Origin of the sequence: Desulfoluna spongiiphila, assembly GCF_900101345.1 — a bacterium.
GTDB classification, from domain to species: Bacteria; Desulfobacterota; Desulfobacteria; order Desulfobacterales; family Desulfolunaceae; genus Desulfoluna; species Desulfoluna spongiiphila.
The window spans coordinates 23,913-47,622 of sequence record NZ_FMUX01000006.1 but is presented as its reverse complement, the minus strand read 5'-3'; the positions used below and the strand labels follow the sequence as shown (position 1 = coordinate 47,622).

At 57.4% G+C, this 23,710-nt stretch carries 21 protein-coding genes; 9 read left to right on the top strand and 12 right to left on the bottom strand.

The window, feature by feature from the left end:
* Nucleotides 1-326 precede the first annotated feature (326 nt).
* From BLQ12_RS09825 to BLQ12_RS09810, 4 genes are all read right to left on the bottom strand, one after another.
* Complete coding sequence (locus BLQ12_RS09825; RefSeq protein ID WP_092210478.1) at nucleotides 327-2,315, bottom strand: methyl-accepting chemotaxis protein; 1,989 nt, start codon at nucleotides 2,313-2,315, stop codon at nucleotides 327-329.
* 717 nt (nucleotides 2,316-3,032) lie between these two features.
* Nucleotides 3,033-3,956, bottom strand: coding sequence for a lysophospholipid acyltransferase family protein (locus BLQ12_RS09820; protein WP_092210477.1), 924 nt, complete (start codon nucleotides 3,954-3,956; stop codon nucleotides 3,033-3,035).
* A 100-nt stretch (nucleotides 3,957-4,056) separates the two neighbouring features.
* Nucleotides 4,057-4,848 carry a rhodanese-like domain-containing protein gene (locus tag BLQ12_RS09815; protein WP_175469625.1) on the bottom strand — a complete coding sequence of 264 codons (792 nt, stop codon included), beginning with the start codon at nucleotides 4,846-4,848 and terminating at the stop codon, nucleotides 4,057-4,059.
* 600 nt (nucleotides 4,849-5,448) lie between these two features.
* The gene (locus tag BLQ12_RS09810) at nucleotides 5,449-6,603 is read right to left on the bottom strand and encodes a radical SAM protein (protein ID WP_092210475.1); all 1,155 of its coding nucleotides are present in this window, start codon (nucleotides 6,601-6,603) and stop codon (nucleotides 5,449-5,451) included.
* A gap of 439 nt (nucleotides 6,604-7,042) precedes the next feature.
* On the opposite strand from BLQ12_RS09810, the gene BLQ12_RS09805 reads away from it, so the two are divergent.
* From BLQ12_RS09805 to BLQ12_RS09785, 5 genes are all read left to right on the top strand, one after another.
* Nucleotides 7,043-7,675: a corrinoid protein gene (locus BLQ12_RS09805; RefSeq protein ID WP_092210474.1), complete on the top strand. Its 633-nt coding sequence runs from the start codon at nucleotides 7,043-7,045 to the stop codon at nucleotides 7,673-7,675.
* Nucleotides 7,676-7,725: 50 nt separating this feature from the next.
* Nucleotides 7,726-8,526: a dihydropteroate synthase gene (locus BLQ12_RS09800; RefSeq protein WP_092210473.1), complete on the top strand. Its 801-nt coding sequence runs from the start codon at nucleotides 7,726-7,728 to the stop codon at nucleotides 8,524-8,526.
* A 218-nt stretch (nucleotides 8,527-8,744) separates the two neighbouring features.
* Nucleotides 8,745-9,782 carry an endolytic transglycosylase MltG gene (mltG, locus tag BLQ12_RS09795; protein ID WP_092210472.1) on the top strand — a complete coding sequence of 346 codons (1,038 nt, stop codon included), beginning with the start codon at nucleotides 8,745-8,747 and terminating at the stop codon, nucleotides 9,780-9,782.
* 21 nt (nucleotides 9,783-9,803) lie between these two features.
* Nucleotides 9,804-10,808: a glycoside hydrolase family 3 N-terminal domain-containing protein gene (locus tag BLQ12_RS09790; RefSeq protein ID WP_254782033.1), complete on the top strand. Its 1,005-nt coding sequence runs from the start codon at nucleotides 9,804-9,806 to the stop codon at nucleotides 10,806-10,808.
* On the top strand, nucleotides 10,808-11,170 hold the full coding sequence (locus BLQ12_RS09785) for a hypothetical protein (protein ID WP_092210471.1): 363 nt from the start codon (nucleotides 10,808-10,810) through the stop codon (nucleotides 11,168-11,170). Before BLQ12_RS09790 ends, BLQ12_RS09785 begins: the two co-directional genes overlap by 1 nt.
* 274 nt (nucleotides 11,171-11,444) lie before the next feature.
* On the opposite strand, the gene BLQ12_RS09780 is transcribed toward BLQ12_RS09785, so the two are convergent.
* On the bottom strand, nucleotides 11,445-12,341 hold the full coding sequence (locus BLQ12_RS09780) for a DNA glycosylase family protein (protein ID WP_092210470.1): 897 nt from the start codon (nucleotides 12,339-12,341) through the stop codon (nucleotides 11,445-11,447).
* A 281-nt stretch (nucleotides 12,342-12,622) separates the two neighbouring features.
* Between BLQ12_RS09780 and BLQ12_RS09775 the strand changes: the two genes are divergently transcribed.
* Entirely contained in the window at nucleotides 12,623-13,948 is a 1,326-nt protein-coding gene (locus BLQ12_RS09775) for an HD-GYP domain-containing protein (protein ID WP_092210469.1), read from the top strand.
* 17 nt (nucleotides 13,949-13,965) lie between these two features.
* On the top strand, nucleotides 13,966-14,490 hold the full coding sequence (locus BLQ12_RS09770) for a TFIIB-type zinc ribbon-containing protein (protein ID WP_092210468.1): 525 nt from the start codon (nucleotides 13,966-13,968) through the stop codon (nucleotides 14,488-14,490).
* 28 nt (nucleotides 14,491-14,518) lie between these two features.
* On the opposite strand, the gene BLQ12_RS09765 is transcribed toward BLQ12_RS09770, so the two are convergent.
* The 5 genes from BLQ12_RS09765 to BLQ12_RS09745 form a co-directional block, all read right to left on the bottom strand.
* Nucleotides 14,519-15,214: a 4Fe-4S binding protein gene (locus BLQ12_RS09765; RefSeq protein ID WP_092210467.1), complete on the bottom strand. Its 696-nt coding sequence runs from the start codon at nucleotides 15,212-15,214 to the stop codon at nucleotides 14,519-14,521.
* Nucleotides 15,215-15,520: 306 nt separating this feature from the next.
* A complete protein-coding gene (locus tag BLQ12_RS09760; protein WP_092210466.1) occupies nucleotides 15,521-16,876 on the bottom strand; it encodes a Na+/H+ antiporter NhaC family protein in 1,356 nt (451 codons plus the stop codon).
* A gap of 124 nt (nucleotides 16,877-17,000) precedes the next feature.
* Nucleotides 17,001-17,426: a MarR family winged helix-turn-helix transcriptional regulator gene (locus BLQ12_RS09755; protein WP_092210465.1), complete on the bottom strand. Its 426-nt coding sequence runs from the start codon at nucleotides 17,424-17,426 to the stop codon at nucleotides 17,001-17,003.
* Nucleotides 17,427-17,759: 333 nt separating this feature from the next.
* On the bottom strand, nucleotides 17,760-18,377 hold the full coding sequence (gene bamJ / locus BLQ12_RS09750) for a BamJ family beta-barrel-assembly machinery protein (RefSeq protein WP_092210464.1): 618 nt from the start codon (nucleotides 18,375-18,377) through the stop codon (nucleotides 17,760-17,762).
* Nucleotides 18,378-18,600: 223 nt separating this feature from the next.
* Nucleotides 18,601-19,257, bottom strand: coding sequence for a lactate utilization protein (locus BLQ12_RS09745; protein ID WP_092210463.1), 657 nt, complete (start codon nucleotides 19,255-19,257; stop codon nucleotides 18,601-18,603).
* Between the two features lie 407 nt (nucleotides 19,258-19,664).
* Between BLQ12_RS09745 and BLQ12_RS09740 the strand changes: the two genes are divergently transcribed.
* Both BLQ12_RS09740 and BLQ12_RS09735 read left to right on the top strand, forming a co-directional pair.
* Nucleotides 19,665-20,918: a glycosyltransferase family 4 protein gene (locus tag BLQ12_RS09740; protein ID WP_092210462.1), complete on the top strand. Its 1,254-nt coding sequence runs from the start codon at nucleotides 19,665-19,667 to the stop codon at nucleotides 20,916-20,918.
* Nucleotides 20,899-21,612: a class I SAM-dependent methyltransferase gene (locus BLQ12_RS09735; RefSeq protein WP_092210461.1), complete on the top strand. Its 714-nt coding sequence runs from the start codon at nucleotides 20,899-20,901 to the stop codon at nucleotides 21,610-21,612. The genes BLQ12_RS09740 and BLQ12_RS09735 overlap by 20 nt, the downstream gene beginning before the upstream one ends.
* Nucleotides 21,613-21,913: 301 nt before the next feature.
* On the opposite strand, the gene BLQ12_RS09730 is transcribed toward BLQ12_RS09735, so the two are convergent.
* The gene (locus BLQ12_RS09730; protein ID WP_175469624.1) at nucleotides 21,914-22,765 is read right to left on the bottom strand and encodes a GNAT family N-acetyltransferase; all 852 of its coding nucleotides are present in this window, start codon (nucleotides 22,763-22,765) and stop codon (nucleotides 21,914-21,916) included.
* Between the two features lie 106 nt (nucleotides 22,766-22,871).
* Nucleotides 22,872-23,528: a hypothetical protein gene (locus tag BLQ12_RS09725; protein ID WP_092210459.1), complete on the bottom strand. Its 657-nt coding sequence runs from the start codon at nucleotides 23,526-23,528 to the stop codon at nucleotides 22,872-22,874.
* Nucleotides 23,529-23,710: the final 182 nt, after the last annotated feature.

The window sequence follows — 23,710 nt, the reverse complement described above, 5'->3', positions numbered from 1 at the left end:
TACCTCAAAAAGCCTTCTCTGGTTAAAGCCGGATGAACAACAGGGGCAAGAGGGCTCAGAGTAAAAACCAAAAAGGTGCCTCCGGCGGCAAGGTGTGCCACCTTGAAAGCAGGTTGCGTATGCGTTTTGTCCCTCGTTCCTCGGGCCAAATCACATACGCCTTTGGTTTGACGTAAAACCGTGATGCTGTTTAAAGCCTGTTTATCAAACTTTTCAAAAGTTTGGCCCCCGGCAGGGCCGCCGGAGGCTTCTTGAACTTGGCTGCCTCCGGCGGCGAGGTGTGCCACCTTGAGAGCAGGTTGCGAATACGTTTTTTGCGTGAGCCCCTACACCTTGAACCGCCCGACAATGCTGTTGACCTGTGCGGCCATCTCCCGAAGCTGTTCCGCATGGGAGCTCAGACGGGCGTTGGAGTCGGCGATGTCTCCGGCTTCCCTGTTGATCTGGGAAATGTCCTCCGTGATGGTCCGGGAGACGGACGAGCTCTGGGCCACATTCTCATTGATGGCGGCAATCCCCTGGGAGACAAAGGAGATATTGTTGGCGATGTCCTTTGTAGCCGTTGACTGTTCGTCCACCGACAGGGTGATTGTCGCCACGATCTCGTTGACGCGCTTGATGATCTGGGCAATCTGATCGATTTCCCCTGCGGTTTCCGATGTCGTGCCCTGCATGGTTTCGATCTGTTTTTTTATGCCCTCCGTGGCCTCGGCGGTCTGCCCGGCGAGCTCTTTGATCTCGTTGGCCACCACGGCAAACCCCTTTCCGGCCTCACCGGCTCGGGCCGCCTCTATGGTGGCGTTGAGGGCAAGGAGGTTGGTCTGCTCCGAAATTTCTGAAATGGTTTCCGTTACCTGCCCGATCTCCTGGGCGGCCGCCCGCAAATCCTCCATTTTTTCAGACGCGTTTTTCGACTGCAGCACCGCCTCATCGGAAATCCCCCTGGCTTTACCTGTGTTCTCAACGATCTCATGGATGGTCACGCTCATCTCTTCTGCGGCGGATGCCACCATGGACGTATTGGATGAGGACTCTTCAATGGCCACGACGATATTGGTGAGGTTCTCGCTCATGTCGCTTGCGGCAACCGACAGGGCATCGGCACGACCTGCCGTATTGTCCGCGCCGGAGGCGAGCTCGCTTGAAATCTCAATCAAGGTGTCTGACGAGTGGTCGACCTTTGTGCTGTTGGCCCCGATATCGGTGATGATGAGCTGAAGTTTTTCCATGAACAGGTTAAACCACCTGGCCATCTCACCCACTTCGTCTTTGCTGTCCACCATCAGGCGCATGGTCAGGTCGCCCTCCCCTTCGGCAATATCCCGGAGGCCTGCAACAACCTGCCGGACCGGCTTAGAGATGGAGTTAGTGACAAGAAAAATCACCGTGCCGATGAGCACGATGGTTGCTAGCGTCAACCCGAGCAGCACATTTCTCAAGGTATATATCCTGGCGTGCAGCTCGCCTTCGTCGATCACCGTTGCGATGGTCCACCCCGTGGTCGGCACCTTGGAAAAGAAGGCAATTTTTTTCTCGCCGTTGTCCGTGAAATCATAGATGCCGGAGCTGTGGCCCTTCATATACGCATCAAGCCCGCCAACACGCCCATCGTCAACCTCACTGAGCTTTTTCTTCATGACAAGGGAGGCATCCGGGTGGACGATGACGGTGCCGTCCTGGGCCAGCACAATCCCGTAGCTTTTCCCCGTCAGTCCCAACGCCTTGATGGTCTCAGACACAAAGTTCAACTGGATCCCCGCCCCCACAAGCCCCTGCGGAGCGCCCTTATCGTCCGTGATGGGTGCCACCATAAAAATCGTGGCTTTGCCCGTTGTTTTGGAGACCAGGGGCGGTGTGACCAGGGCCGGCCCCCCTGCCATCAGGGATTTAAAATATCCCCTGCTCGATACATTGCCGACAAAACTGGTGAGGGAGTGGTCCTCTTTGCTCTCCTGAATGGTATGGTACACGCCCTTGCTGTTCGCCGAGTAGATATCCGAATAGTCGTTCGGGTAGGCTTTCTTCAGATAGACATACCGATTGCGGTTCAAGGCATCGATCTCATCAAAACCCTTGTTGATGTTTTTTGCCTGGGGTGTCTGGGCAATGGACTCGGTCTCCAGAAGGTGCGTTTTAATCCACACATCCACCACCGTTGATTTTTCCGATACGGTTTTAAGGATATTGTCGGACAGGTCCACCCGTATCACATTGCTCATATAGATATAGGTTGTCCCCCCGAAAAGAAGCAGGCACAATAAAACGATGGGAAGAACAGCAAAACTGATCTTTTTGTTGAGTGTCGCATTGATCATGGCTCATTTACCTTTCATAAAGTCTCAGGTGCCCGCATTTTGGCGTAAACGACCCGGCAAAAAAAAACATACAGCCCAACCGGACCATTTTTCTCTTCGCCGCTTATCAGCACGCAAAAAAACAACGTCCTGTGGATATGTCCAAAGACCGTGCCATTGTGCGCTTTTTTTTGGCTAATGAGTAAAATCAGCCCTGTGTCTCCTCCAACAGCCAAGCAAACCCAAACACACGGCAGCGCCTGCTAACGAGCAAATACGGCTTTCACATGCGACAAGGGGGACTGCTGCAGATGCAGCACGGCATCACAAAACAATAAAAACGGAATAAATAACTTTTAATTCAGAAGAGATAAGCAGTTGATGCAAAAATGCATAGGGGATGCACCAGGGCATCACAAACAAGAGTCGAGCAAGGCGAGAAAAGCAATCAATATAACTACCGCGCAAGGAACATAAATAACAGAAAGGCTGGGGCCCAAAACTTTGACAGGAGCAATTTACCGCAGTGCTTTAACCCTCGGAACTCGGGTCACAGCGACATTCTTACGGAACTTGGACATTTATTTTTTGCGTAAGCATAGCCATGGAAAGCGGACCTGAATGGTGACGCCCCAACACACAAAAGCCGCATCCCCTTTTCGGGAGTGCGGCTTTTGTGTTGCAGAACAAGGCCCATGCCTTGCTGCTCAAAACGGATGGATCAAAGCATGAAAAGGCTTACCGGTCATCGGATGCTGCGGCGACCTGTTTTAAAAGACTGTCGGGAATATCCCACCCTTCGGGGCTGTCCTGGACCTTCCAGCGCCTGTGGAACCACCACCACTGGTTGGGCGCCTGCCGGATCCAGTCTTCGGCGATGCGGTTCAGGCGCTCGGTGTTGTGGCGTATGTTGAGGTCTTCATCCTCATACGGCGTCTCCAGTTCAAAGGCCGGAGAGACCCTGACATGGTGATGCCCTGCTTTGGCCTTGCGGTTGATCACCGCAGGGATGATGGTGGCTCCGGTTTCAAAGGCAAACCGTGCCGGGGCCGGTGTGGTTGCAGCCAGTTGCCCGAAAAAATCACACACGATGGAGCGATGCTGCGCAAGGTGCTGGTCGATGACCAGGGTAACGATTTTGTTTTCAGCCAGCAGCTCCTTGATGTAATTCTTGGTCCCTTTGCGGTTGATGATGATGACACCGGTGTTCTTCCGCACGCTTGAAATGAACTTTTCTGCGGATTTGCTCATCTCTTTGACCACCACCGCAATGGGCGCGCCCCTCATGGCCATGGAGCATCCCCCCAAGTCCACGTTGTCGATGTGCGTGGCAACCAGAAGAACCCCCTTGCCGCGGGCAAGGGCGGCATCCACATGCTCCCAGCCGTCGATCTGCACCAGTTTTTTGTTCTCGGCAACGGTCATATGGGGGATGCGGAGGATCTCCATGATATACATGGCAAAATTCGAGAACAGCTCCCGGATGATGATCCGCTGCTCCCGTTTGGTCAGGTCCCTTCCCATGGCACGGTTGATGTTGTGCAGGGCCTCTTTTCTTCGAATGGGAATAACATGGAACCAGATCCACCCGAAGGCACGGCCAAAGGCCATGGCAACGGACAATGGCAGGAATGACACGAATCGACTGAACAAATTTAACATGTGGTGTGCCTTTGTTTTAAATTTTCATCTTTAGCTGTTGCGTTCCCGCGGGCGCGGCCCGGACAGGACTCTTAAAAAAACAGGGGTATGGCCCCCTTGGCTACAGCTCGGCCAGGAGCATGCGAATGTGGTCCTTTTCGGCCCCGGCCACCGTATAAAAGATCTCGGCCCCCTCACCGTCCATGCTGTCGGCCAGGCCGCGATACATCTCATAGGCCGCAACCTCCACCTCCAGGGCCACCTCAAACAGGGCCCGCCACCCCAGTTCCCCTTCTTTCATGAGCTCAAACAAACGATTCAAGCTTTCCCCGCCCTCGGCAAGGGAACCGGGCAGGGTATTCACCAGGGTGATACAATCCGGTGCATGGGGATCCAGGCGCTTGAGGTAGGCATGGATCAGGTTCATGTGGGCAATCTCCACGGCGGCCAGTTTTCTCACCAGCCCCACGGGCCCGTCGGACCCCATGAGCTTTTCCAGCCGCTGGTAAAAACGCCAGGCCCCCTTTTCCAGATCCATGGCCGTCATGAGCATCCGCGGCAGGTCTCCGCTTTGACGGATCACCCGAATCTTTGGCCGCCCGTAGGCAAGGCGCCCCATGTAGGCATCAAGCCCCCCCATGAGGTTATAGACCTCGCCCTCCGGTGAAAAGTTCGCCTCGTAGATCAGCGCCACCGCCAGGGACTTGGCCCCACGCTCGCAGACAAAGACCGTGGTGCGTTTCGGGTCCAGCTCCGCTCCCCGCTCATTGATCGCAAGGGCCGGGATACACACCGAGCCGGGCATGTGCTCCTGCTCAAAATCATCCGCATGGCGCACATCCACCAGGGTCACGTCCCCTTCCCGGTGCCGATCCAGAAATGCATCCAACTCCTCGGGCCATAGCTGCTTCATCGTCTTTTCCTCAGGTATGCAGATCGCCTCCATAAAAATGAGGCCACAAAAAAACAATAAATTTACATCGTATCACTTGTTTTTTCAATGCACCCGTTAAAAAAACAATATTCCTTATTGCGCACCATGCTCACAGGTAATCCGGAACCGCCTCTGGATGGGCGGTGAGAAAGATCCCCCGCCGACGAACACACACCGGGGAATCCTCACAGCCCATTCCAAGTAAAACGGCGACACCGTATCTACACCCTTACAGAGCTTGTGACAATGCCCTTCCTTACATGCACCAGCTTTGGTGACCGGCCAGGTTTAAAGAGGCCTCCGGCAGCCCTGTCGGGAGCTAAACACTTAAAAAGTTTAATAAACAGGCTTAAAAAAAGGGTCAGTTTAATCTGAATCAATAGCGAATGTGATTTTCCCTGAGGAACGAAGGGAAAAGCGCATTCGCAACCTGCTTTCAAGGTGGCACACCTTGCCGCCGGAGGCATTGCTTTTGTTTTTTCCTGAGCCCCATTGACCCTCTGGTTCATCCGGCTTTGACCATAGAAGGCAGGCTTTTCTTCTGTGATTCCGACCCACCAAACCCCAGATGCTGAAAACTCAGATAAACTGGGTCATGAGCTGGGTGATTACCTCATCCACGTTCTGGGGCGTGATGGCGTACTGCCTGCAGGTCGCCTCCACCTGTTTCATATGGGCCGAGCCCTTCATGCCCCCGATGCCGTGGAACAGCCCCAGCCGTCGCCCCACCTGATAATGCATCTTCTCCACAGGGTCCATGGCAAGGAAGGCGCGAATCTTTCCGCACATGGCCTCGCGGTCCTCGGGAAAGCACCCCTCCACATCCTGGAACAGGTTCAGGATATGATCGCTTGCAAGGCTGCTGGTGATATCTCCCAAAGACTCCAGAAAAAGAAGGATCTCCTCGGCGGCTTCCACATCGGTGATCTTTTCAAAGCGCCCCTCTTTCCAGTCGGTAAAGAGCTCGGTGTGGCCGGGTATGGCCAGGGTCCGCAGCCGGATAAAATCCGGGTTGATCTGCGTCAGGGCATCGGCGGTCTCCAGGGCGTGGTCCCGGGACCACCGCCTGCCGCCCAGGCCGGGCATCACGTACTCGGAGAGTTCCATACCGGCTCGTTTCACCTTCTGGCCACCTTTGATGTGCATGGCTTTGGTGGAGCCTTTTTTCACCATCTTCAGCACGGCATCGGAGCCGGACTCCATGCCGATGTGAATCCGGTTCAGACCTGCTTCGGCCATGCGGGCCAGGTGCTCATCGCTGATCCGGGCCACGGTGTGGGACCGGGCATAGGAGGTGATCCGATACGCCCAGGGAAAGACAGACCGCATGTACTCAAGGACCCGGATCAGGTCCTCGGGCTTCACGATCAGGCTGTTGGCATCCTGGAGAAACACCGAGGTCATCCGTCCCCGGGCCCAGTTAACCGCGGCCTGGAAGGCATAGATCTCATTGCCCGCCACCGATGCCTGGACCGCTTCGATATCGGAGCGTGTCACCCGGCCGTTTTTCTCGATCACCCCATGTAGAGGGATCGCGTACTTTGCCACGGCGTCGATATCCCGGATCACATCCGCCACCGGCCTCAGGGAGAACGACTCTCCCTTGTACACCGGGCAGAAGGTGCATCGATTCCACGGGCAATTTCTCGACACCCGAATCAAAAGGCTCGCCGCCTCACTGGGAGGCCGGATGGGCCCCTGCTCAAATCCTTCGTACTCACAGGCTGTCTTCATCGTATCCTCGCTTTTCAGTCCAGAGTCGTCGTCAATATACCAAGGTAGACATCCCTGAGAAGAATGCAATGCGAAACGCTCAGATTTGCGCTGACCTCCGTTGATGTCGCCGGATACCGAGGCCCAAGGGGTAAGGGGGGGGGCTGGGTGTCGTCCCCATGGGTGACTCTATTTCCCATATTATGGTTATTAATTTAAACTATTGCATAATGTGGTATTGTATGTTTAAACAGACATCACCTGAAAATGTACACCGTCCCGGCTCCAACCAAGTCAACAGGTCGCCGACGGATGGGCGTTTCAGCCCCGCACAAAAAACACCGTTCAGTGAATGAACGCCAACACCGCGGAGCAACGCACAACTCGTGGGTTTCCAGGTACCCAGTCACACTGTGAACAGGCAATCCAAACCCAATCATTATCATTATGGAGAGTCACAATGTCTGATTTTACACCCATCACCGAAGCACTTATCGCCGGAGACATGGACACCCTCACCGGTCTGGTCAAGGCAGCCCTTGATCAGGGAACCTCCGCCAGCGACATCCTGAGCCAGGGCCTCATCAAGGGCATGGGCATCGTGGGAGAACGGATGGAAACCGGCGAGATGTTCATTCCGGAGGTCCTGATGTCGGCCCACTGCATGGGAACAGCCGTGGAGACCTTGAGTCCCCTGCTTGCCGAAGGAGAAGCCTCCTCGGCCGGCCGCGTGGTCATCGGAACCGTCAAGGGCGACCTCCACGACATCGGAAAAAACCTTGTGGTGATGATGATGGAGAGTGTGGGCTTTGAAGTGACCGACCTGGGGGTCGATGTGGACACGGACACCTTTTTAAAGGCCATCGAAGAGCACAAGCCCCAGATTGTAGGACTCTCGGCCCTTTTGACCACCACCATGCCCATGATGCGCGATACCGTGGAAAAAATCAGCGAAACCGTCGACCGAAGCGCCCTGAAAATCATGGTGGGCGGGGCCCCCGTGGACCAGGCCTTTGCCGATGAAATCGGCGCCGATGCCTACGCTTCGGATGCAGGTTCCGCCAGCAAGCTGGCCAAAGCCCTCCTCAACTGATCGGACGTTCGGGCCCCTTCACCTAAGGAAACCTGTACCAAGGAGAGACCATGTTTACCGTCATCGGAGAACGCATCAACACCACCCTTAAAAAGGTCAAGGCAGCCACGGCCGACCGTGACGCCGACTACATTCGTGAGGATGTAAAAAAACAGGAAGCGGCGGGCGCCACCTACATCGACGTCAACGCAGGGGCACGCATCGGCCATGAAGAAGAGGACATGAAATGGCTCCTGTCCGTGGTCCGGGAGGTCACCGACCTCCCCTTGTGCCTGGACAGCCCGGATCCGGCCATCCTGGAAATGGCCTACGGCATGGTAGACAGGCCCCCGCTCATCAACTCCATCAGCCTTGAAAAAGACCGGTTTGATCCCATGATCCGTTTTCTCAAAGGCAAGGAGTGCCGCATCATCGCCCTGTGTATGGACGACTCCGGCATGCCGAAAACCGTGGAGGATATTTTTTCACGGGCCAAAACACTGGTGGAAGAGCTCGAAGCCATCGGGGTCAAACGGGACGACATCTTCATCGACCCCTTGATCCAGCCCATGAGCGTGGCTGCGGAAAACGGCACCATGGCCATGGATGCGGTGGAGAAGATCATGACGGAACTCAAAGGTGTCCACACCACCGGCGGGCTCTCCAATATCTCCTACGGGCTGCCCCAGCGCAAGGTGGTCAACCGTATCTTCCTGGCCATGATGATGGTCCGCGGGTTCGATTCCGCCATCATGGACCCCCTGGACAAAGAGATCATGGCGGTGCTTACCACCGCCTCCATGCTCCAGGGCCATGACACCTTCTGCATGAACTACCTCAAGGCCGTGCGGGCAGGTGACATCGTCGCCTGATCCGCCCCGCCGAAGGGCCTGTGCCGGGCATGGGTCCTTCGGTGGTTCCCGCCCCATTGCCGCGGACACCCCCCTCACACTGACACGCCCCGGACTTTGCGTTCCGTACAAGGCTCGTTTTGACAAACAACCGGGGCCTGACATATGATCGCCCTTGGTAGGTCATTGCCCCGGGATACCGGGCGATACCATGGTTTGAATCAAATGATCGGGTACCCATGACGGACACACACGCCAAATCTCGCACATTAAAACTCATCTGGCCCCTCCTGCTTCTGGTGGTCATCATCGTGGTGGTAACCGGTGGGGCGGCAATCCACCTCTCCCGGTTTTATCACACCCCCCAGGGAGACCCGGACTTCACGATCATCTACACCATCAGCCGGGGGCAGAGCTTTAACACCACCGCACGCCAGCTGACACAGGCCGGTCTCTGCACCTCGGAAACAAAGCTGCGGTTCGTGGCCACCCTGTTGGGCCTTGACAAAAAAATCAAGGCCGGGGAGTACCGCCTGTCAGGGTCCATGACCCCCGAGGCGATCCTCACCGTTCTCACCAGCGGCAGGGTACACCTCCGCAGGATAACCATCCCGGAAGGCTACACGGTCAGGCAAATAGCTGAGGTGGTGGAAAAAAGCGGCCTGGGAAAAGCGGGTCACATCACGGACCTCTGCTTTTCCGAACCCTTTATCCGCCGGATGGACCTGCCTGATGGCGCCCCGTCCCTTGAAGGATACCTCTTCCCGGAAACCTATTTGTTTGAAAAGGCCACCACCGAAGAGGCCATCCTCACCGCCATGGTCGAGCGCTTCAAGGCCGTGTTTACCCAAGAGCTGCAACAGGACGGCAACGCCTTGGGGCTCACCCCCAACCAGGTGGTGACCCTTGCCTCCATCATCGAAAAAGAGACCGGTGCGCCCTTTGAGCGTCCCGTCATCTCCTCGGTCTTCCACAACCGCCTGAAAAAACGGATGCGCCTGGAGACCGACCCCACCGTCATCTACGGAATCAAAAACTTCAACGGCAACATCACCCGAAAAGATCTCCGGCGAAGGACCCCTTACAACACCTATGTGATCAAGGGGCTTCCCCCCGGTCCCATCGCAAGCCCGGGCCTTGCCGCCCTTACGGCCGCCGTTCGGCCCGACGACACCCCTTACCTCTACTTTGTCTCAAAGAAAGACGGCTCCCATCACTTCTCGCGCAACCTGAGAGAACACAACAAAGCCGTCCGTAAGTACCAGTTGAGACGGTAGGGCCAACCGAAGAAGAGAGATATGCCAGAACTTTCAGACATGACACTGGACGAACAGGTGGGCCAGCGGCTTCTCGTGGGCTTTGACGGCACCAACCTCACCGACGACCTGAAATACCTCATCGGCACCCTCAAGGTCGGCGGGGTGATTCTCTTTGCCCCGAACATCGAATCCCCGGCCCAGGTGGCCTCCCTGTGCGCTGACATGCAGGCCTACGCCGCAGACTGCGGCCTCCCGCCCCTGTTCATCTCCGTGGACCAGGAAGGGGGACCGGTGGCGCGCATGAAAGAGCCCCTTACCCTCTTTCCCGAAGGCACTCCAGCTTTAAAGACCCGTGAGGCGGCCAGGCATTTCGGCAGCACAACGGGAAAGGAACTCTTTGAGGTGGGATACAACATGGACATGGCCCCGGTGCTGGACGTTCAGCCCGAGGGGTTTTCCGGCATCATGGAAAAACGTGTCTTCCCCGGCTCACCACAGGAGGTGGGCGACTTAGGGGTCGAAGTCATGGAGACCCTGGAAGCGGAAGGGGTCCTTGCCGTGGTCAAGCACTTCCCGGGCATCGGACGCACCACCCTGGACTCCCACCTCACCCTGCCGGTCCTTGACACCCCCTTTACCGAGCTGGCCCGAACCGACCTCGTGCCCTTTGAGATCGCCTTTGGCGCAGGGGCCTCGGCCGTGATGCTCTCCCACATCAAGTACACCGACATCGATGCCCAATGGCCCGCCAGTCTCTCCCCAGAGGTGGTCAAAGGGGTCTTGAGGGGCCGCATGGGCTTCAACGGCGTGGTCATGACCGATGACCTCGACATGAAGGCCATCACCTGCGACATGGACACCGCCGCCCGCCAGATCTTCACCTCAGACGTGGACATCGCCCTGATCTGCCACCGAAGCGACCGCTACGAAACCCTGGCCGAAACCCTTAAAGCCATGGCCACACGGTTCCCCGGCGCCAACGCCCTTGCCCTGGGGCGCATCCTGGCCCTGAAGAAAAAAATGGCTGCACTGGCGGCCACCTGATGGCTGGCCTGGCCTATCGCCTCACCAAAGGCTACCTGACCTGGATCTCTCCGGCCACCCCCCGGGCCGTGAGGCTGAGAAACGCTCTGTGCTTTCTGCTCCTCATCGCCTGGGCTCCCTTTGGTGTCGCGGTTCTCTTTCTCTTTGACGCGCCGGGCTCTGAGTCCGACCCCATCGCCTGGATCATGGCCGGTTTTGTCTGGCTCTACCCCTTGCTCTTTCTCATCTCCCTGCCCCTCACCTGGCTGGCCCTGCGCGCCCAACATATCCACCGGGCCGCCAAACGCGCCACCCTCCCCCTGTGGTACGCCAAGGCCATGGTCATGACCGGCGTGGGATTCTACCTGGCCTTGAACAAATAGGCTCGCCAATGCGCCACCCCTTGCGTCTTGCGTTCAAGATGCCTCCGGCGGCCCTGCCGGGGCTAAACTTTTGGAAAATTTAGCGGACAGATTTTAAAGACATAATTCAAATTTACGTCAACGCAAATACGGATGTGATTTGACCCGAGGAACGAGGGGCAAAGCGCATTCGTAACCAGCTTTCAAGGTGGCACACCTTGCCGCCGGAGGCATTCTTTTTTGCTTTGATTTTTCCCTGCCCCCTCCCCCGAACGTGTAATGACCCCAAATCACCTCACGGAAAATTGTTGCCCCGCAGCATGGACTCCATCTTGAACTTCCACCAGCGGTAGGCTCCCCAGTCTCCGTACTGGGTCTCCAGAAACGACGGGATATCAGTCACCCCGTGGACGGCCTTCATGTACCCTCTTACCACCGAATCCACCGGGATCTCGCCATAGAAGCCAAGAAGGGTCATGAGGTGGATCCGGGCGTACTCCCCGAACCCCTTCAGGGCAGAGATCCGTTCTCTGGCTTCGGCCTGCCTCAGCGTGCCACCCGACAGGAGGGCTTCAAACCCGGGGGTTGCCACGAAATAATGTGCCAGGGCCTTGAGGTATGCTCCCCGGTAGCCCACGGGGGCAAGGGATTTAATCTCCTCAGCGCTGTAGCGGTTCACCTCGGCCGGGGAGGGGAAAGGGCACCTGCCCGACGGGGCCGGACCGGTAAAAGAATCACTGCAGATCTTTTCGGCCATCTTCCGGGTCAGGGCCCAGGAGCAGTTGGTTGTCAGCAGGGTCTTGACGGCGTTTTCCCAGACTGTGGGTGCGATAAGAAGCCGCCCGGCCCCTTCGGTAACCAGGTTTGCGTAGGCCTCTGAGGTCTGTTCGGCCAGGTGTTTTATGGCGGTCGTCTCCCTGTCCAGGGCCAGCATGGTGGTCAGGGCCCTTTTCACCGCGGCCCGTTCTTCCTCGGCGAGGGGACCGTCCCCCGTCACCTCAACGGCAAGGGTGTCCCCTGCCTGGGAAATCAGAAGGTCCACGGGCCGGGCCCCGGTATGAAGGACATACGTAAGCACGCAGGAGCCCTCCTCCCAGTGAAAGGGTCGGAGCTGGCGCCAGCCGTGGGTGAGGCAGAGGGTTTCAAGGAGGTAGTCTGTCGGGCAGTTCAGGTGCAGGGTCGTGGTGGTCATGGGCCTCCGAACAATGGGGTTAAGGGGCAGGGCCCCGGTTACGTCAAAACCGGTGCATCAAAGCAGACAATGCCGCCCGGGGCAAGCCCCTCAATGGCATCCAGGGAGACACTGGGCAGCCTGTGCATTCCACCGATTGATTTGCCAGGAAAACTATGATGTAAATGGTAACATAAAGCACCATCAAAGAAGACCGCACTGAAATCGCCCAAGCGGGTCGCAACACGCCAACCGGGCCACCGTGAGGACCGCCGGAGCCCTCGTTAAAGGGGATTTTCGTTATGGGTCAGACACATTCTCTTCACACCTTTGTCCACCGCACCCTGGTTATTCGCCTTGTGGCCTTGGGGGTCGGGCTCTCCCTGCTCATGGGCGCAGGGGTCCTTCTCGTGGAGCGGGACCGGGTCAGCCGGGAAGCCATTGCCGTGGCCGTGGATCGCCTCGCCCTTTTCTCCCGGCTCAACGAAGCCCTCCTGGCCGATCCTGACCAGCTGGATGCCGACGCCCTGCACCATGCCGCCCTTGACTTCAGGGCCACCCGAAGCCCGATACAGTCCGGGGCCTTTGCCTTCATCGGCATTTACGACCTGAAAGGTGCCAGGGTCATCGATTTTTACGATGAAACCCACGACAGCCTGAGCGCCGTCAAGGCAGCCCAGCAATCCTCATCCCTGCTGACACCCGACAGGGGGTCCCCCCGCTACGAAATTGTCCGCATCGCCGGTCGCCCCTACCTGCGGAGCGCCCTTCCCCTGTCCAACAGCAGCGGCCAGACCGTGGGGATCATCAACGGCTTTTTCGCCTTCTCCCCGGAGACCATCAAGGCCTTTCGCATGCGCGGACTCAGGGCCATGGCAGGTTCCATGCTCATAGTCCTTCTCACCACGGCCATGGTCTACCCGGTGATTTTAAAACTGGCCAAGCGCATCACCCGGTTTTCCGTTCGGCTCTTGGAAGCCAACCTCGATACCCTGGAGACCCTGGGCAGCGCCATTGCCCAGCGGGACAGTGACACAAACGCACACAACTACCGGGTCACCCTGTACGCGGCCCGCCTGGGCGAAGAGCTGGGCCTTCCCGCCCGGACCATGCGCACCCTCATCAAAGGAGCCTTTCTCCATGATGTCGGAAAAATCGGCATTCCGGATGAGGTTCTCCTGAAACCCGGCAAACTCGACGACGCCGAATACGAGATCATGAAGACCCATGTGGATCACGGATGCGATATCATTGAGCGCTCGACCTGGCTCCGCGACGCCCTGGAGGTGATCCGATCCCACCATGAAAAGGTGACGGGCAAGGGCTACCCCATGGGCCTTACAGGAGACGGCATTCCCATCACGGCCCGGGTTTTTGCCATTGCCGACGTGTTTGACGCCCTGACCTCCAAGCGGCCCTACAAGACAGCCTGGTCCTTTGACGAGGCCATGGAGATCCTCGAAGAAGGACGGGGCACCCACTTTGACCCTCAGCTCCTCGACACCTTCGGCCGCATTGCCAAACCCCTTTACGATCAATTTGGAGGCAAGGAGAAGATCTTTCGAGACGAACTCGACGAGATCCTCACCACCTATTTTCATGAAGGCATGGACAGCCTGGAATATTGACAGAACTGGAGACACACATGAAATGCCCGAAATGCACCACCACGGAATTGAAACAGACTGGATTCAACGCACCTTATGTTTGCGAAGCCTGCGGCGGCATGTGGCTTCTGCCGGGCAGCCGCACCGAGATACCCGGCATGACCGTGGAATCCGATGAAGAGGCCCCGGCAACAGACAACCCCGACAGCAAAACCGGCCTGTGCCCGTCCGGTCACGGCATCATGATCCGGGCAAGAATTGATCTCGACGAGCCCTTCTTCCTGGAAAAATGCACGGCCTGCGGCGGAATCTGGTTTGACAAAGGGGAGTGGCAGCGTATCGCCGAGACCAACCTCGCCGACAACCTCAGCGTCATCTGGTCCGCCTCCTGGCAGAGAAAACAGAGCCAAGAAAAAAACCGGGAGAGCTTCCTTGCCATGAACCGAAGCCTTCTGGGCGACCCCGTCTTCACGGCCCTCATGGACCTGGCCGACACCCTGAAAAGCCATCCGGAAAAAGACCGTGCCCTGGCCTTGCTGCAGCGGGAAATCATCCAGCCTTAATACAGCCCCGGTGCGGGGTGCCGTTTTTTTACGCGGCACCCTGCACCAGGGTATCCTCAATCACGATCTCAACGGCATCCACCGGGCAGACCGTATAGCAATCCCCACAGACATCGCATCGTGAAGGGTCGATGACGCATGACTCCCCGTCCCGGCCGATGGCCTTAAACGAGCACGCCTCCAGGCAGGCCCCGCAGCCGATGCACGCCTCGGTGATGCGCATGCCCTGGAACGGCACCTTCTGCCCCCCGAAACAAAACCGGGTACGCTCCAGTTTGTGGGAACGGTGCGCCATCTCAAAATCAAAATCATACGCCTCCCCCCAGGCCCGGTGCAGGCAAAAAGTCGTCATGGCCGGGTACCGCTCAATATCCTTGACCCCCAGCGTAAACATCTCGTTTTGCCCTGCCTTTGCCTTGAGCGTCTCAAAGGGTATTTCCCTGACCTCCCCTGTGGCGCGGATGGTATACCCGGGCTCGAAAATGGGCATGCCCTCATCGTCGTGTCGGATGCGGGTCGTGGGGTACATGCCGCAGATGGACACCATCCCCGTTTCATTCAGCTGCTTGTAAAAGGCCTTGGTGACCATGGTCCTGAAGTACAGGCCGTCGTCGTCAAAGGCAAACAGATGGGCGATCCGTGTCTGGGGGATGCCCTTGTCCACGGTGGCAAACACAAGGCTGCCGATCTGGTCGAACTTTCCATATATATCTGCGATATTCATCTTCATACATCCTTCTTAATACTAAGGGTTTTTGGTGTAACCGGGACCTTTTTCCCGGGGTATATCCTGACAAAAAACGGTCAATACAAAGCAATAGGGTGTTATCGACGACACCGTCCCAAAAGGCCGACAGCCCGTCGGGTGCACTCTGTGCACCGTGTCCGGGTCACCCAAGGTTTCGATTTTACCGAGGCGTTCGGGGCATGACAGGCTTTGATTTTGGTGCACGGAGTGCACCCTACGAATCGGCTGTTTGCAGGTCACGACCCAAAAGATGATCAGAGCCCGCCTAGCCAAGACCGCCGCCTATCGAAATAATCCCAAAACCAAAAACAGCAGAAAGCTGATCGTGCCACCGGTGAGGGCAAAGGGAATCTGGGCCCTGACATGATCCATCCCTCCCACCCCCGCCACCTTGGCCGACAAAATGGTGGTATCGGAGATGGGGGAGCAATGATCGCCAAAGACGGCTCCGGATCCGCAGGCCCCCAGGACCAGGGGAATATTGACGTCCATGGCTGCGGCCAGCGGGATGGAGATGGGCACAAGGATGGAGAGGGTCCCGCCCCCCGTTCCGCTCATAAAGGAGATCAGGGCCCCGCCGACAAACACCATGGCCGGTACAAGGGCCGGGTGAACGTGGTGCCCGAACCCGGCCAGGTACGCCCCGGTCCCCAACTGGTTCAGCAGGTTGCTCAAGGCAAAGGAGAGGGTGAGGACCAGGGCGATCTCAAGGTAGGAGGCCATCCCCTGGATGCACCATGCAATATATCCCTGGGTATCCACGACGCCCCGGACCGTATAAAAGACCCCGGTCACCGCCAGCGTCAGCAGAATGCCCGTAAAAATGGAGGTGGAGCCGTCACCTGTGAGGACCATGAGACCAAAGACACCGGCGATAAAAAGCCCCAGGGGCAGCAACATGTTCACGGCCCCCGACGCCGGAACGCCCTGGGATCTTTCGGGGTGGGACTCGGCCTCTGTTTGCCGGGCGACCGCCCCTTTCGAAACCACCTCTTTTCTGCCGACAATCGCAAGACCTGCAATCACAATGGAAACCATGGAGTACACCTGAAACGGCACGGCCTGAAGCACCAGGGTAAAGGGGTCACCGGATATCACCCCGCCGGAGACCTGGACCCCGATCAACGCGGCAAGAAAAGCGCCCGCCCCGGTGGCCGGAGACAAAAACGCAACGGATGCGGACGTGGAATCGATGATGTAGGACAACTTTTCCCGGTTCCCTTTGTGGGCGTCGAAAAGGGGACGTATGGCCACTCCCCGGACCACAATGGAGACGGTGGTGTCCACAAACAGAACCATGCCGAGCAGGTAGGCGAGCACCTCCGCCCCCAGAATGCTTTTGACCGCCCTTTGTTTCACCGTCAAAAGCCGCACAAAGCCCTTCACCCCTCCGGACTGCTCGATGACGTGGACCAGGGAGCCTGTCATCAGAACGAATAGAATCGCCTTTGCGCACCAGCTGTTTTCAAACACAGCCGCGATGCCGTTGATTCCGGCAAAGAGCGTGCCCTGGGCGGAGTCAAGGAGGATCCCCCCGGCAAACACCCCGGCAAAAAGGGCCAGGATGATGTTGCGGGAATAAAAGGTCAGAAGCAGGGTGAGGGTCACCGGTGCCAGGGAAACAATGCCAGGGTTCATGCGTGTCACCTATTCGTGTTGCCATGGGGCTATTGGCCTGAAGCAACAACCTTAAAGTTTGATATCAAACTAATTGATCAAAAAAAAGCTCCCGCACGTTTTCACGGGAGCATCCCCACGCTCTTTAGGAAAAATTGCCGTGGATCCGTTCCAGAAGCCGGACAACCTGCTCTTTTTCCTCCTGGGAGAACCCCCTGAAGGTGGTGGACATCAGCTTGGCCGATACGTACTCGAAGTCCGGCTTCAGCTCTTCCCCTTCCCGGGTGAGTGCGATAAGCGTCACGCGGCTGTCGGAGGGGTCTTTCCGTTTTTCCACATACCCGAGCTTGATAAGCTTATTGACCAAGGCGGTTATCGTGGACTTGTCCCGTCCCACCCTCTCGGCCAGCTCTTTCATGGAAAGGGGAGAGCTCCTGAAAAGGTTGACAAGGATTCCGCCGTGGGAGGGGGCAAGCCCCTCGATACCCAGTTCTTTGAGCTTCCACAGGATGAATGCGTTCGATTTCTCCCTGGTCTTGCCGATCAGGGCGATGATGTGGTCCGTTTTCACGCGTCCCTCCTTTGCATTGGATTGATGGGCTGCAACTTAGTTGGATATCAAACTTATGTCAAGACATTTTCGCCACCACCATGCCGGGCCCATGGAGCCACAGAGGACGCATCGCCGAATTGGCTCGCCAAAGCATTGCCTCCGAATTCCGGCAAGAGCCCGCCCGGGATACCGGCCAACGCAGCCACCCTGAATAATTTCGACGTAGTGCCCCGATCCAGCGCTTGCCCCTCGTTTTATAAAAAAAGCCCCCGCTGAGCCATGTTCAACGGAGGCTTTTTTATGGAACAGTATTTGACCAGCGATACCGCCGGGCAAAACGAATGCTTCGGACTAGCCGAGGACCTTGATCAGCTCCACGGTGAAGCACAAGGTGGCGTGGGGACCGATGGCATCCCCTGCGCCCTGGGCGCCGTAGCCGATGGATGCGGGAATCACCAGCTCGTATTTTGCCCCTTCCTTCATAAGCTGGAGGGCTTCCTGCCAGCCTTCGATGACACCGTTGACGGGGAAGGTCGCGGGCTGCTCACGCTTGTAGGAGCTGTCAAAGATAGAGCCGTCAAGGAGGCGTCCTTCGTAATGAACCGTTACCTGGTCCTTGGCGCTGGGGGACTTGCCGGTGCCCTCTTCCACCACGGTGTACTGGAGACCGGACTCGGTGACCACAACACCCTCTTTTTTGGCGTTTTCACCGAGAAAGGTTCGGCCTTCGGCACGGTTTTTCTCACCGATCTCGCCCTGGGCTTTCTGGGCCTCTTCCTGGAGCATCTGCTGGAAAGCCATCATCACCTGCTGCATCTCACCGGCAGGCATGGTGGGCTGCTCGCCTCTCATGGCGGCCTTGAAGGAGTCGCAAAAGATCTCCGGGTCAATGTCGAAGCCTTTGCGCTTGAAGTCACCGCCGATGCTCTGGGCAAGGATATAGCTCACTTTCTTGAAATCTACGACCATGGGTCTACCACCTTACTGTTTGTCATTAGGTTGCGGCCGAATCCTCCGACCGATGTATCGGGACCACACACAACCGCATCCGAAGAAAAAGCCCTTCGCCACCCGTTTTCAGGAAAGCGGCCACCCGTTCCGGGACACCATGCTGCATGTTGAACACATAAAAAGGGCTGAGATTGCTTTTTCGGCAACCTCAGCCTTTCCGTCGACTTTATCACACGTTTTTTCAGAAACCAAGATCGGCGTTGATGAGGATGACCTTCACACGGCCCTTGGGAAAGGACTTTTCGGTGATGGTCCAGGTGTTGCAGATCCGGGCCGGGCTTTTGCAGTCCTGGCAGACACCGGTCTTGGCGCAGGGGGTTTTCATGTCCAGGCGCATGGCGTTCACCGGGGCCACGTAGTTCTTGATCCGGTCCATGGCGGACTCCAGGTCGGGAACGATCTTGTTGCGCCCCACAAGAATGATGACCTCTTTGGGTCCGAAGGTCAGGGCGGCGATGCGGTTGCCGATCATGTCCAGATTGACAAGGTAGCCGTCTTCGGCAATGGCGTTTGTGCCCGTCACAAACATATCGGACAGCAGGGACTGCCTGCGGCGCTCAACAACCTCTTCCGGGGTGAGGTTTTTCTTGTCGTAGGTGTCCAGGACCTCCAGGTCGTCCCGATTTTTCAGCATCTCGTAAACACCGGTCTCCACGTGGGTAAGGGAGCCTCCCCAGGAGATGCTTTTGCAATCGGATTTGGCAAGGATCTCCTCTTCCACGATGGTTTTCGCATCTTCGGGGGCATCGGCAATAAACACCGTGAAATTGTTGGACTCAAGGCGTTCTTTCACGGATTCCAGCCGCAGCTTCCAGTAGGTATCGACGGGGTTTTTCATGGGTATCTCCTTTCAGTTTTCGGTGTCGGTGGCTCATCGCAAGGCGGGCTCCCCGTGCTGTTTATGCGTTCAGGGAACATCCCATTGCTATCAGGGAGACGCTCCCCCTGCAAGGGGAAGCCGAAGGTCTTTGCGCATACCGTCATATAACATGCGATTCTTTTATCTATCATTGATTGGTTGCGAGACCATTTTTACCACAACCTAAAAAGTGCTTGACCTCGTTTCAAGCCGTTGGGTAAGTATAGTTTCTTATGCTTTCGGCGCGGTTCACAGCAGTTTCAAGGGCCCAAAAGCATATCCGGTGTAATGGCAGTACCCTGGGTTCGGCAATGGCCGAGACCCGCAGAAGGTGAGGAGTGTGTTATGAGTAAGGACGTGAGGCGATATTCTGTGGAGGTGGCGGTATGACCCGTGATGCAAACCGCCCGTTACGTATCTGTATGATCAGTTACCGCAGCAATCCCCATTGCGGCGGCCAGGGTGTCTATGTGAGGAACCTCGCAAGGGCCCTCACCGATCTGGGCCACCATGTGGAAGTGGTGGCCGGGCCTCCGGACCCCCTCCTGGATTCTGCCGCCAAGCTCACCATGCTGGACTGCCTTGACCTGTACAATGCGGAAAACCCCTTCAGGACCCCCACCGTCCGGGAGCTGAAGAACCCCATTAACCTTCTGGAGTGGCTGAGCATCTCCACCATGGGCTACCCGGAACCCGAAACCTTCGGGTACAGGGCCTACAGCCACCTTAAAAACCGCGTCCACGAATTTGACATTATCCACGACAACCAGAGCCTCTCATACGGTCTCTGGGCCCTGAGCCGCCTGGTTCCCACCGTGGCAACCATCCACCACCCCATCACCCGGGACCGCCAGATCGCGGTACGCAGTGTACGAAGTTTCTGGAAAAAGGTGAAACACCTCCGGTGGTACTCCTTCATCGGCATGCAGAAACGGGTGGTCAGAAGGCTTCCCAAATTCATCACCGTCTCGGAGTTCTCCAAGACCGACATCCACGCCGAATTCGATGTCCCGGCAGAGCGGTTCCACGTGGTGCCCAACGGCATCAACACCGAACTCTTCTACCCCCTGCCCCACATCGAGCGGGAGCCGAACCGGCTCATCGTCACCAACAGCGCGGACCAGCCCCTCAAAGGACTCTACTACCTCCTTCAGGCCGTGCACGCCATCAGCAAGCAGCGGGAGATCCGCCTCACCGTCATCGGCACCCCCAAGGAGGGAGGCGGCATTGAAAAGCTGGTGAAAAAGCTGGACCTCGGCCACATCATCGACTTTACGGGCCGGGTCTCCAACGAGGAGTTCCGGGAGCATTACGCCAAGGCGTCCATCGCCGTGGTCCCTTCTGTCTACGAAGGGTTCGGCCTGCCCGTGGGCGAGGCCATGGCCAGCGGTATCCCGGTAATCAGCACCACGGGCGGTGCCCTGCCCGAGGTGGCAGGCGACGCGGCCATGATGGTTCCACCCGAAAACCCGGAGGCCCTTGCAGAGGCCATCTGCGAGCTGCTGGACAACCCCGAAAAGGCAAAAGAGCTGGGCGAGGCAGGCTACAAGCGCGTTCAGGAACAGTTTACATGGAAAAACGCCGCCGAGCAGACCGTGGCAGCATACAGGGAGGCCATCCGTGATCACCGTAAAATTTAACATACTGGACGTCAAACCCGGCTACCGAATCCTGGACATCGGCTGCGGCCCGGGTCGCCACATCAGCGCCGCCTACGAACACGAAAAGGTCACGGCCATCGGCGCCGACCTCTCCCACGAGGACCTGCAGCAGGGAGTCAAAAGACTCCAGTTCCACGACCACCTGGGCGCCCACAAAGGGGGTTCCTGGGCCTTTACCATGGCCGACATCACCAACCTCCCCTTTGCAGACGACAGCTTCGACATCGTCCTCTGCTCGGAGGTGATGGAACACATCCCCACCGATGATGTGGCCGCCAAAGAGATCCTGAGGGTCTTGAAGCCCGGCCACAACCTGGTGGTGACCGTCCCCCGATTCTGGCCCGAAAAGATCTGCTGGCTCCTCTCCGACGAGTACTTCAACGCCAACATGGGCCATGTGCGCATCTACAAGAAAAAGCCCCTGGTAAAGCTCATCGAAAAGCAGGGCGCCACCTACTGGAACGCCCACCACGCCCACAGCATCCACGCCCCCTACTGGTGGCTGAAATGCCTCGTGGGGCCCACCCGCACCGACCACTGGGCCGTCAACCTGTACAAACGCTTTCTGGAGTGGGACATCCTCTCCCAGCCCAAACTCACCAAGTTCATGGACAGGCTCCTGAACCCGGTCATGGGCAAGAGCCTGGTGCTCTACTTCACCAAGGACAAATAAGGGCCGACGAAAAAATAAAAACTATAGGTAACTGTTCAGCTCAAAAAAACAGCCTCCGGCGGCAAGGTGTGCCACCTTGAAAGCAGGTTGCGGATGCGTTTTGCCCCTCGTTCCTCGGGTCAAATCACATCCGCCTTTAAAGTAAAATTCACTCAAGAAGAGTTTTAAAACCTGTTTATTCAGCTTTTCTGAAGCTTACCGGAGGCATAAGCTGAATAGTTACAACCATAGATAAGAAAACACAAAGGGCGTGATTCATGGGAATCACGCCCTTTTTTTATGCCCGTAATCTTGACTGTGTTTACCCCAACTCCAGGGAGGTCAGGCCGTAAATACCTGAAAGGGGCAGGGACGGCGGATCGCCGGAGTACATGCGCACGGTCTTTTTGACGGGCTCCAGACCGAAGGCTTCGGCCAGCTCCATGGCGTTGGGGTTGGCATCGGGGATGTCCATATAGACGGGGCCTTCGCCGCCGTAGGCTTTCAGGGCAGTGTAGAGCCTGTGGGCATGGGCGGGGTTCAGGGCGAAAAGGGGCCCGATACGAAAGCCATCCCATGCCTGGCGCAGAACGCCGTATCCGGCAAGGTGACCGTCCTGGAGAATCCCCAGGGCAATGACGCCGGGCCGGGTGATCCAGGAGGCGAGGAAGGCCTCGCGATTGGAGAAGAAAAAGGTGGTATCAAAGGCCACGACGCGATCAAAGGGAATATCGGTGAGGGGAAGCAGGTAGGGATCGGCCTGGAGCACGCCCCCGGCCCCGCCGCGATAGCGGATTACATGGTGGGCGGTTTGAAAGCCCATTTTCTGGTACTTGGCCTCACAGGAGGTGGCGGTGTTCAGGCCTATGGTGCAATCCTGAAGGGTATCCATGCCCTGGCGCCACACCACCCGCCCCACGCCCATGCCCCGGCAATCCGGCCGGACCAGGTAAAAGCCAAGGAACCCCACCCGCGTCGCATACCGCACGGAGGAGAGTATCGCCACCGGCTCGCCGTCCACTTCGGCGATCCAGAATCCTTCGGGATCACATGCGTAAAAGCACGTCCCGTCGTGAATTCCCGGGTTCCATCCTTCCTGGCCCGCCCATGAAATAGCAATGCCCAGGTCTTCCTGATCCATCCGGCGTATGGTTGCCTGTTCCTGCGTCATCATGCTCCCTCCGCTCTCATCAACGAACCCGCATACCCACCAGGTCCGTTCCATGCTCGAAGCGGCGTGAAAACAGCCACGCTTCCATTGCCTTTCAGTCTATCTCATTTCACCGCAGATGATCAATCGCATTATACAAAACGCTTGAACAGCGGGACTCCCGAAGAAACTCCAGGGAGCCGACGAAAATCAATGTATACCCGAGGAGCTCCACCCCTTCTTCCGCCGCATTTTTCACCACCGCCAGGTACCCGTCCCCCATGATGGCTCTCCAGAGGACCTGTCTCCCGAAAATGCGGGAAAACACAAACACGGTGATAAACCCTCCGGCCATAAGCCCGAAGCTCGGCCGCCCTGAAAAGTCATGGAGGGCGGCCTTCAGGGCGTCCCGATCTTGAAACGCACGGACAATGGCCAGGGCCCCTGTTAAAAGCACAAGCACCTGCCAGGCACCGTCGAAAAGGTACCGGTCCAGACAAAAATCAAACTCGCGAATGCCAGCGATGGCTGCCGCCCCCACCAGAAGCGTGGTGACCGGGGCCTTGGAGGTGTCCTGGCGGCCTGCCGCCCAGGTGCACACCATGGTAAAAAAAAGGGCCATGACCTGGAGAGACTCCAGCACGGAGTCCTCGCCAAAAAGGTAACTGGGCAGTGTGTGAAGGGCTTCCCAGGTAATACAAAGGGCCATGGATCCTGCGATGAAGGCATAAAAGAAATAGCAGGCGGCGGTGCCTGCAATGGATTTAAAAGACGTGTTGGGTTCCATACCGAAAGACTCACAATCATCAGGATTATCCTGGTTTGCCACAACGCACCGCCAGAGGGAACGAGGCATCACAGGACGTAAAAACAGGGAGGGGGCCCGAATGGCTCCCCCTCCCTGCACACCAAGGAGACTTACCTTCCGAAAGGGTGTTCATGCCTTCCGAAATCTGGTGACGGGGCCCA

Bases quoted from the DNA above. Each gene is read 5' to 3' on its own strand.
- BLQ12_RS09740 (WP_092210462.1), top strand. From the start codon at position 19,665: ATGACCCGTGATGCAAACCGCCCGTTACGTATCTGTATGATCAGTTAC.
- mltG (WP_092210472.1), top strand. From the start codon at position 8,745: ATGACGGACACACACGCCAAATCTCGCACATTAAAACTCATCTGGCCC.
- BLQ12_RS09765 (WP_092210467.1), bottom strand. From the start codon at position 15,214: ATGAATATCGCAGATATATATGGAAAGTTCGACCAGATCGGCAGCCTT.
- BLQ12_RS09725 (WP_092210459.1), bottom strand. From the start codon at position 23,528: ATGGAACCCAACACGTCTTTTAAATCCATTGCAGGCACCGCCGCCTGC.
- BLQ12_RS09775 (WP_092210469.1), top strand. From the start codon at position 12,623: ATGGGTCAGACACATTCTCTTCACACCTTTGTCCACCGCACCCTGGTT.
- BLQ12_RS09805 (WP_092210474.1), top strand. From the start codon at position 7,043: ATGTCTGATTTTACACCCATCACCGAAGCACTTATCGCCGGAGACATG.
- BLQ12_RS09790 (WP_254782033.1), top strand. From the start codon at position 9,804: ATGCCAGAACTTTCAGACATGACACTGGACGAACAGGTGGGCCAGCGG.
- BLQ12_RS09785 (WP_092210471.1), top strand. From the start codon at position 10,808: ATGGCTGGCCTGGCCTATCGCCTCACCAAAGGCTACCTGACCTGGATC.
- BLQ12_RS09730 (WP_175469624.1), bottom strand. From the start codon at position 22,765: ATGATGACGCAGGAACAGGCAACCATACGCCGGATGGATCAGGAAGAC.
- BLQ12_RS09820 (WP_092210477.1), bottom strand. From the start codon at position 3,956: ATGTTAAATTTGTTCAGTCGATTCGTGTCATTCCTGCCATTGTCCGTT.
- BLQ12_RS09745 (WP_092210463.1), bottom strand. From the start codon at position 19,257: ATGAAAAACCCCGTCGATACCTACTGGAAGCTGCGGCTGGAATCCGTG.
- BLQ12_RS09760 (WP_092210466.1), bottom strand. From the start codon at position 16,876: ATGAACCCTGGCATTGTTTCCCTGGCACCGGTGACCCTCACCCTGCTT.
- BLQ12_RS09780 (WP_092210470.1), bottom strand. From the start codon at position 12,341: ATGACCACCACGACCCTGCACCTGAACTGCCCGACAGACTACCTCCTT.
- bamJ (WP_092210464.1), bottom strand. From the start codon at position 18,377: ATGGTCGTAGATTTCAAGAAAGTGAGCTATATCCTTGCCCAGAGCATC.
- BLQ12_RS09815 (WP_175469625.1), bottom strand. From the start codon at position 4,848: ATGAAGCAGCTATGGCCCGAGGAGTTGGATGCATTTCTGGATCGGCAC.
- BLQ12_RS09825 (WP_092210478.1), bottom strand. From the start codon at position 2,315: ATGATCAATGCGACACTCAACAAAAAGATCAGTTTTGCTGTTCTTCCC.
- BLQ12_RS09800 (WP_092210473.1), top strand. From the start codon at position 7,726: ATGTTTACCGTCATCGGAGAACGCATCAACACCACCCTTAAAAAGGTC.
- BLQ12_RS09770 (WP_092210468.1), top strand. From the start codon at position 13,966: ATGAAATGCCCGAAATGCACCACCACGGAATTGAAACAGACTGGATTC.
- BLQ12_RS09810 (WP_092210475.1), bottom strand. From the start codon at position 6,603: ATGAAGACAGCCTGTGAGTACGAAGGATTTGAGCAGGGGCCCATCCGG.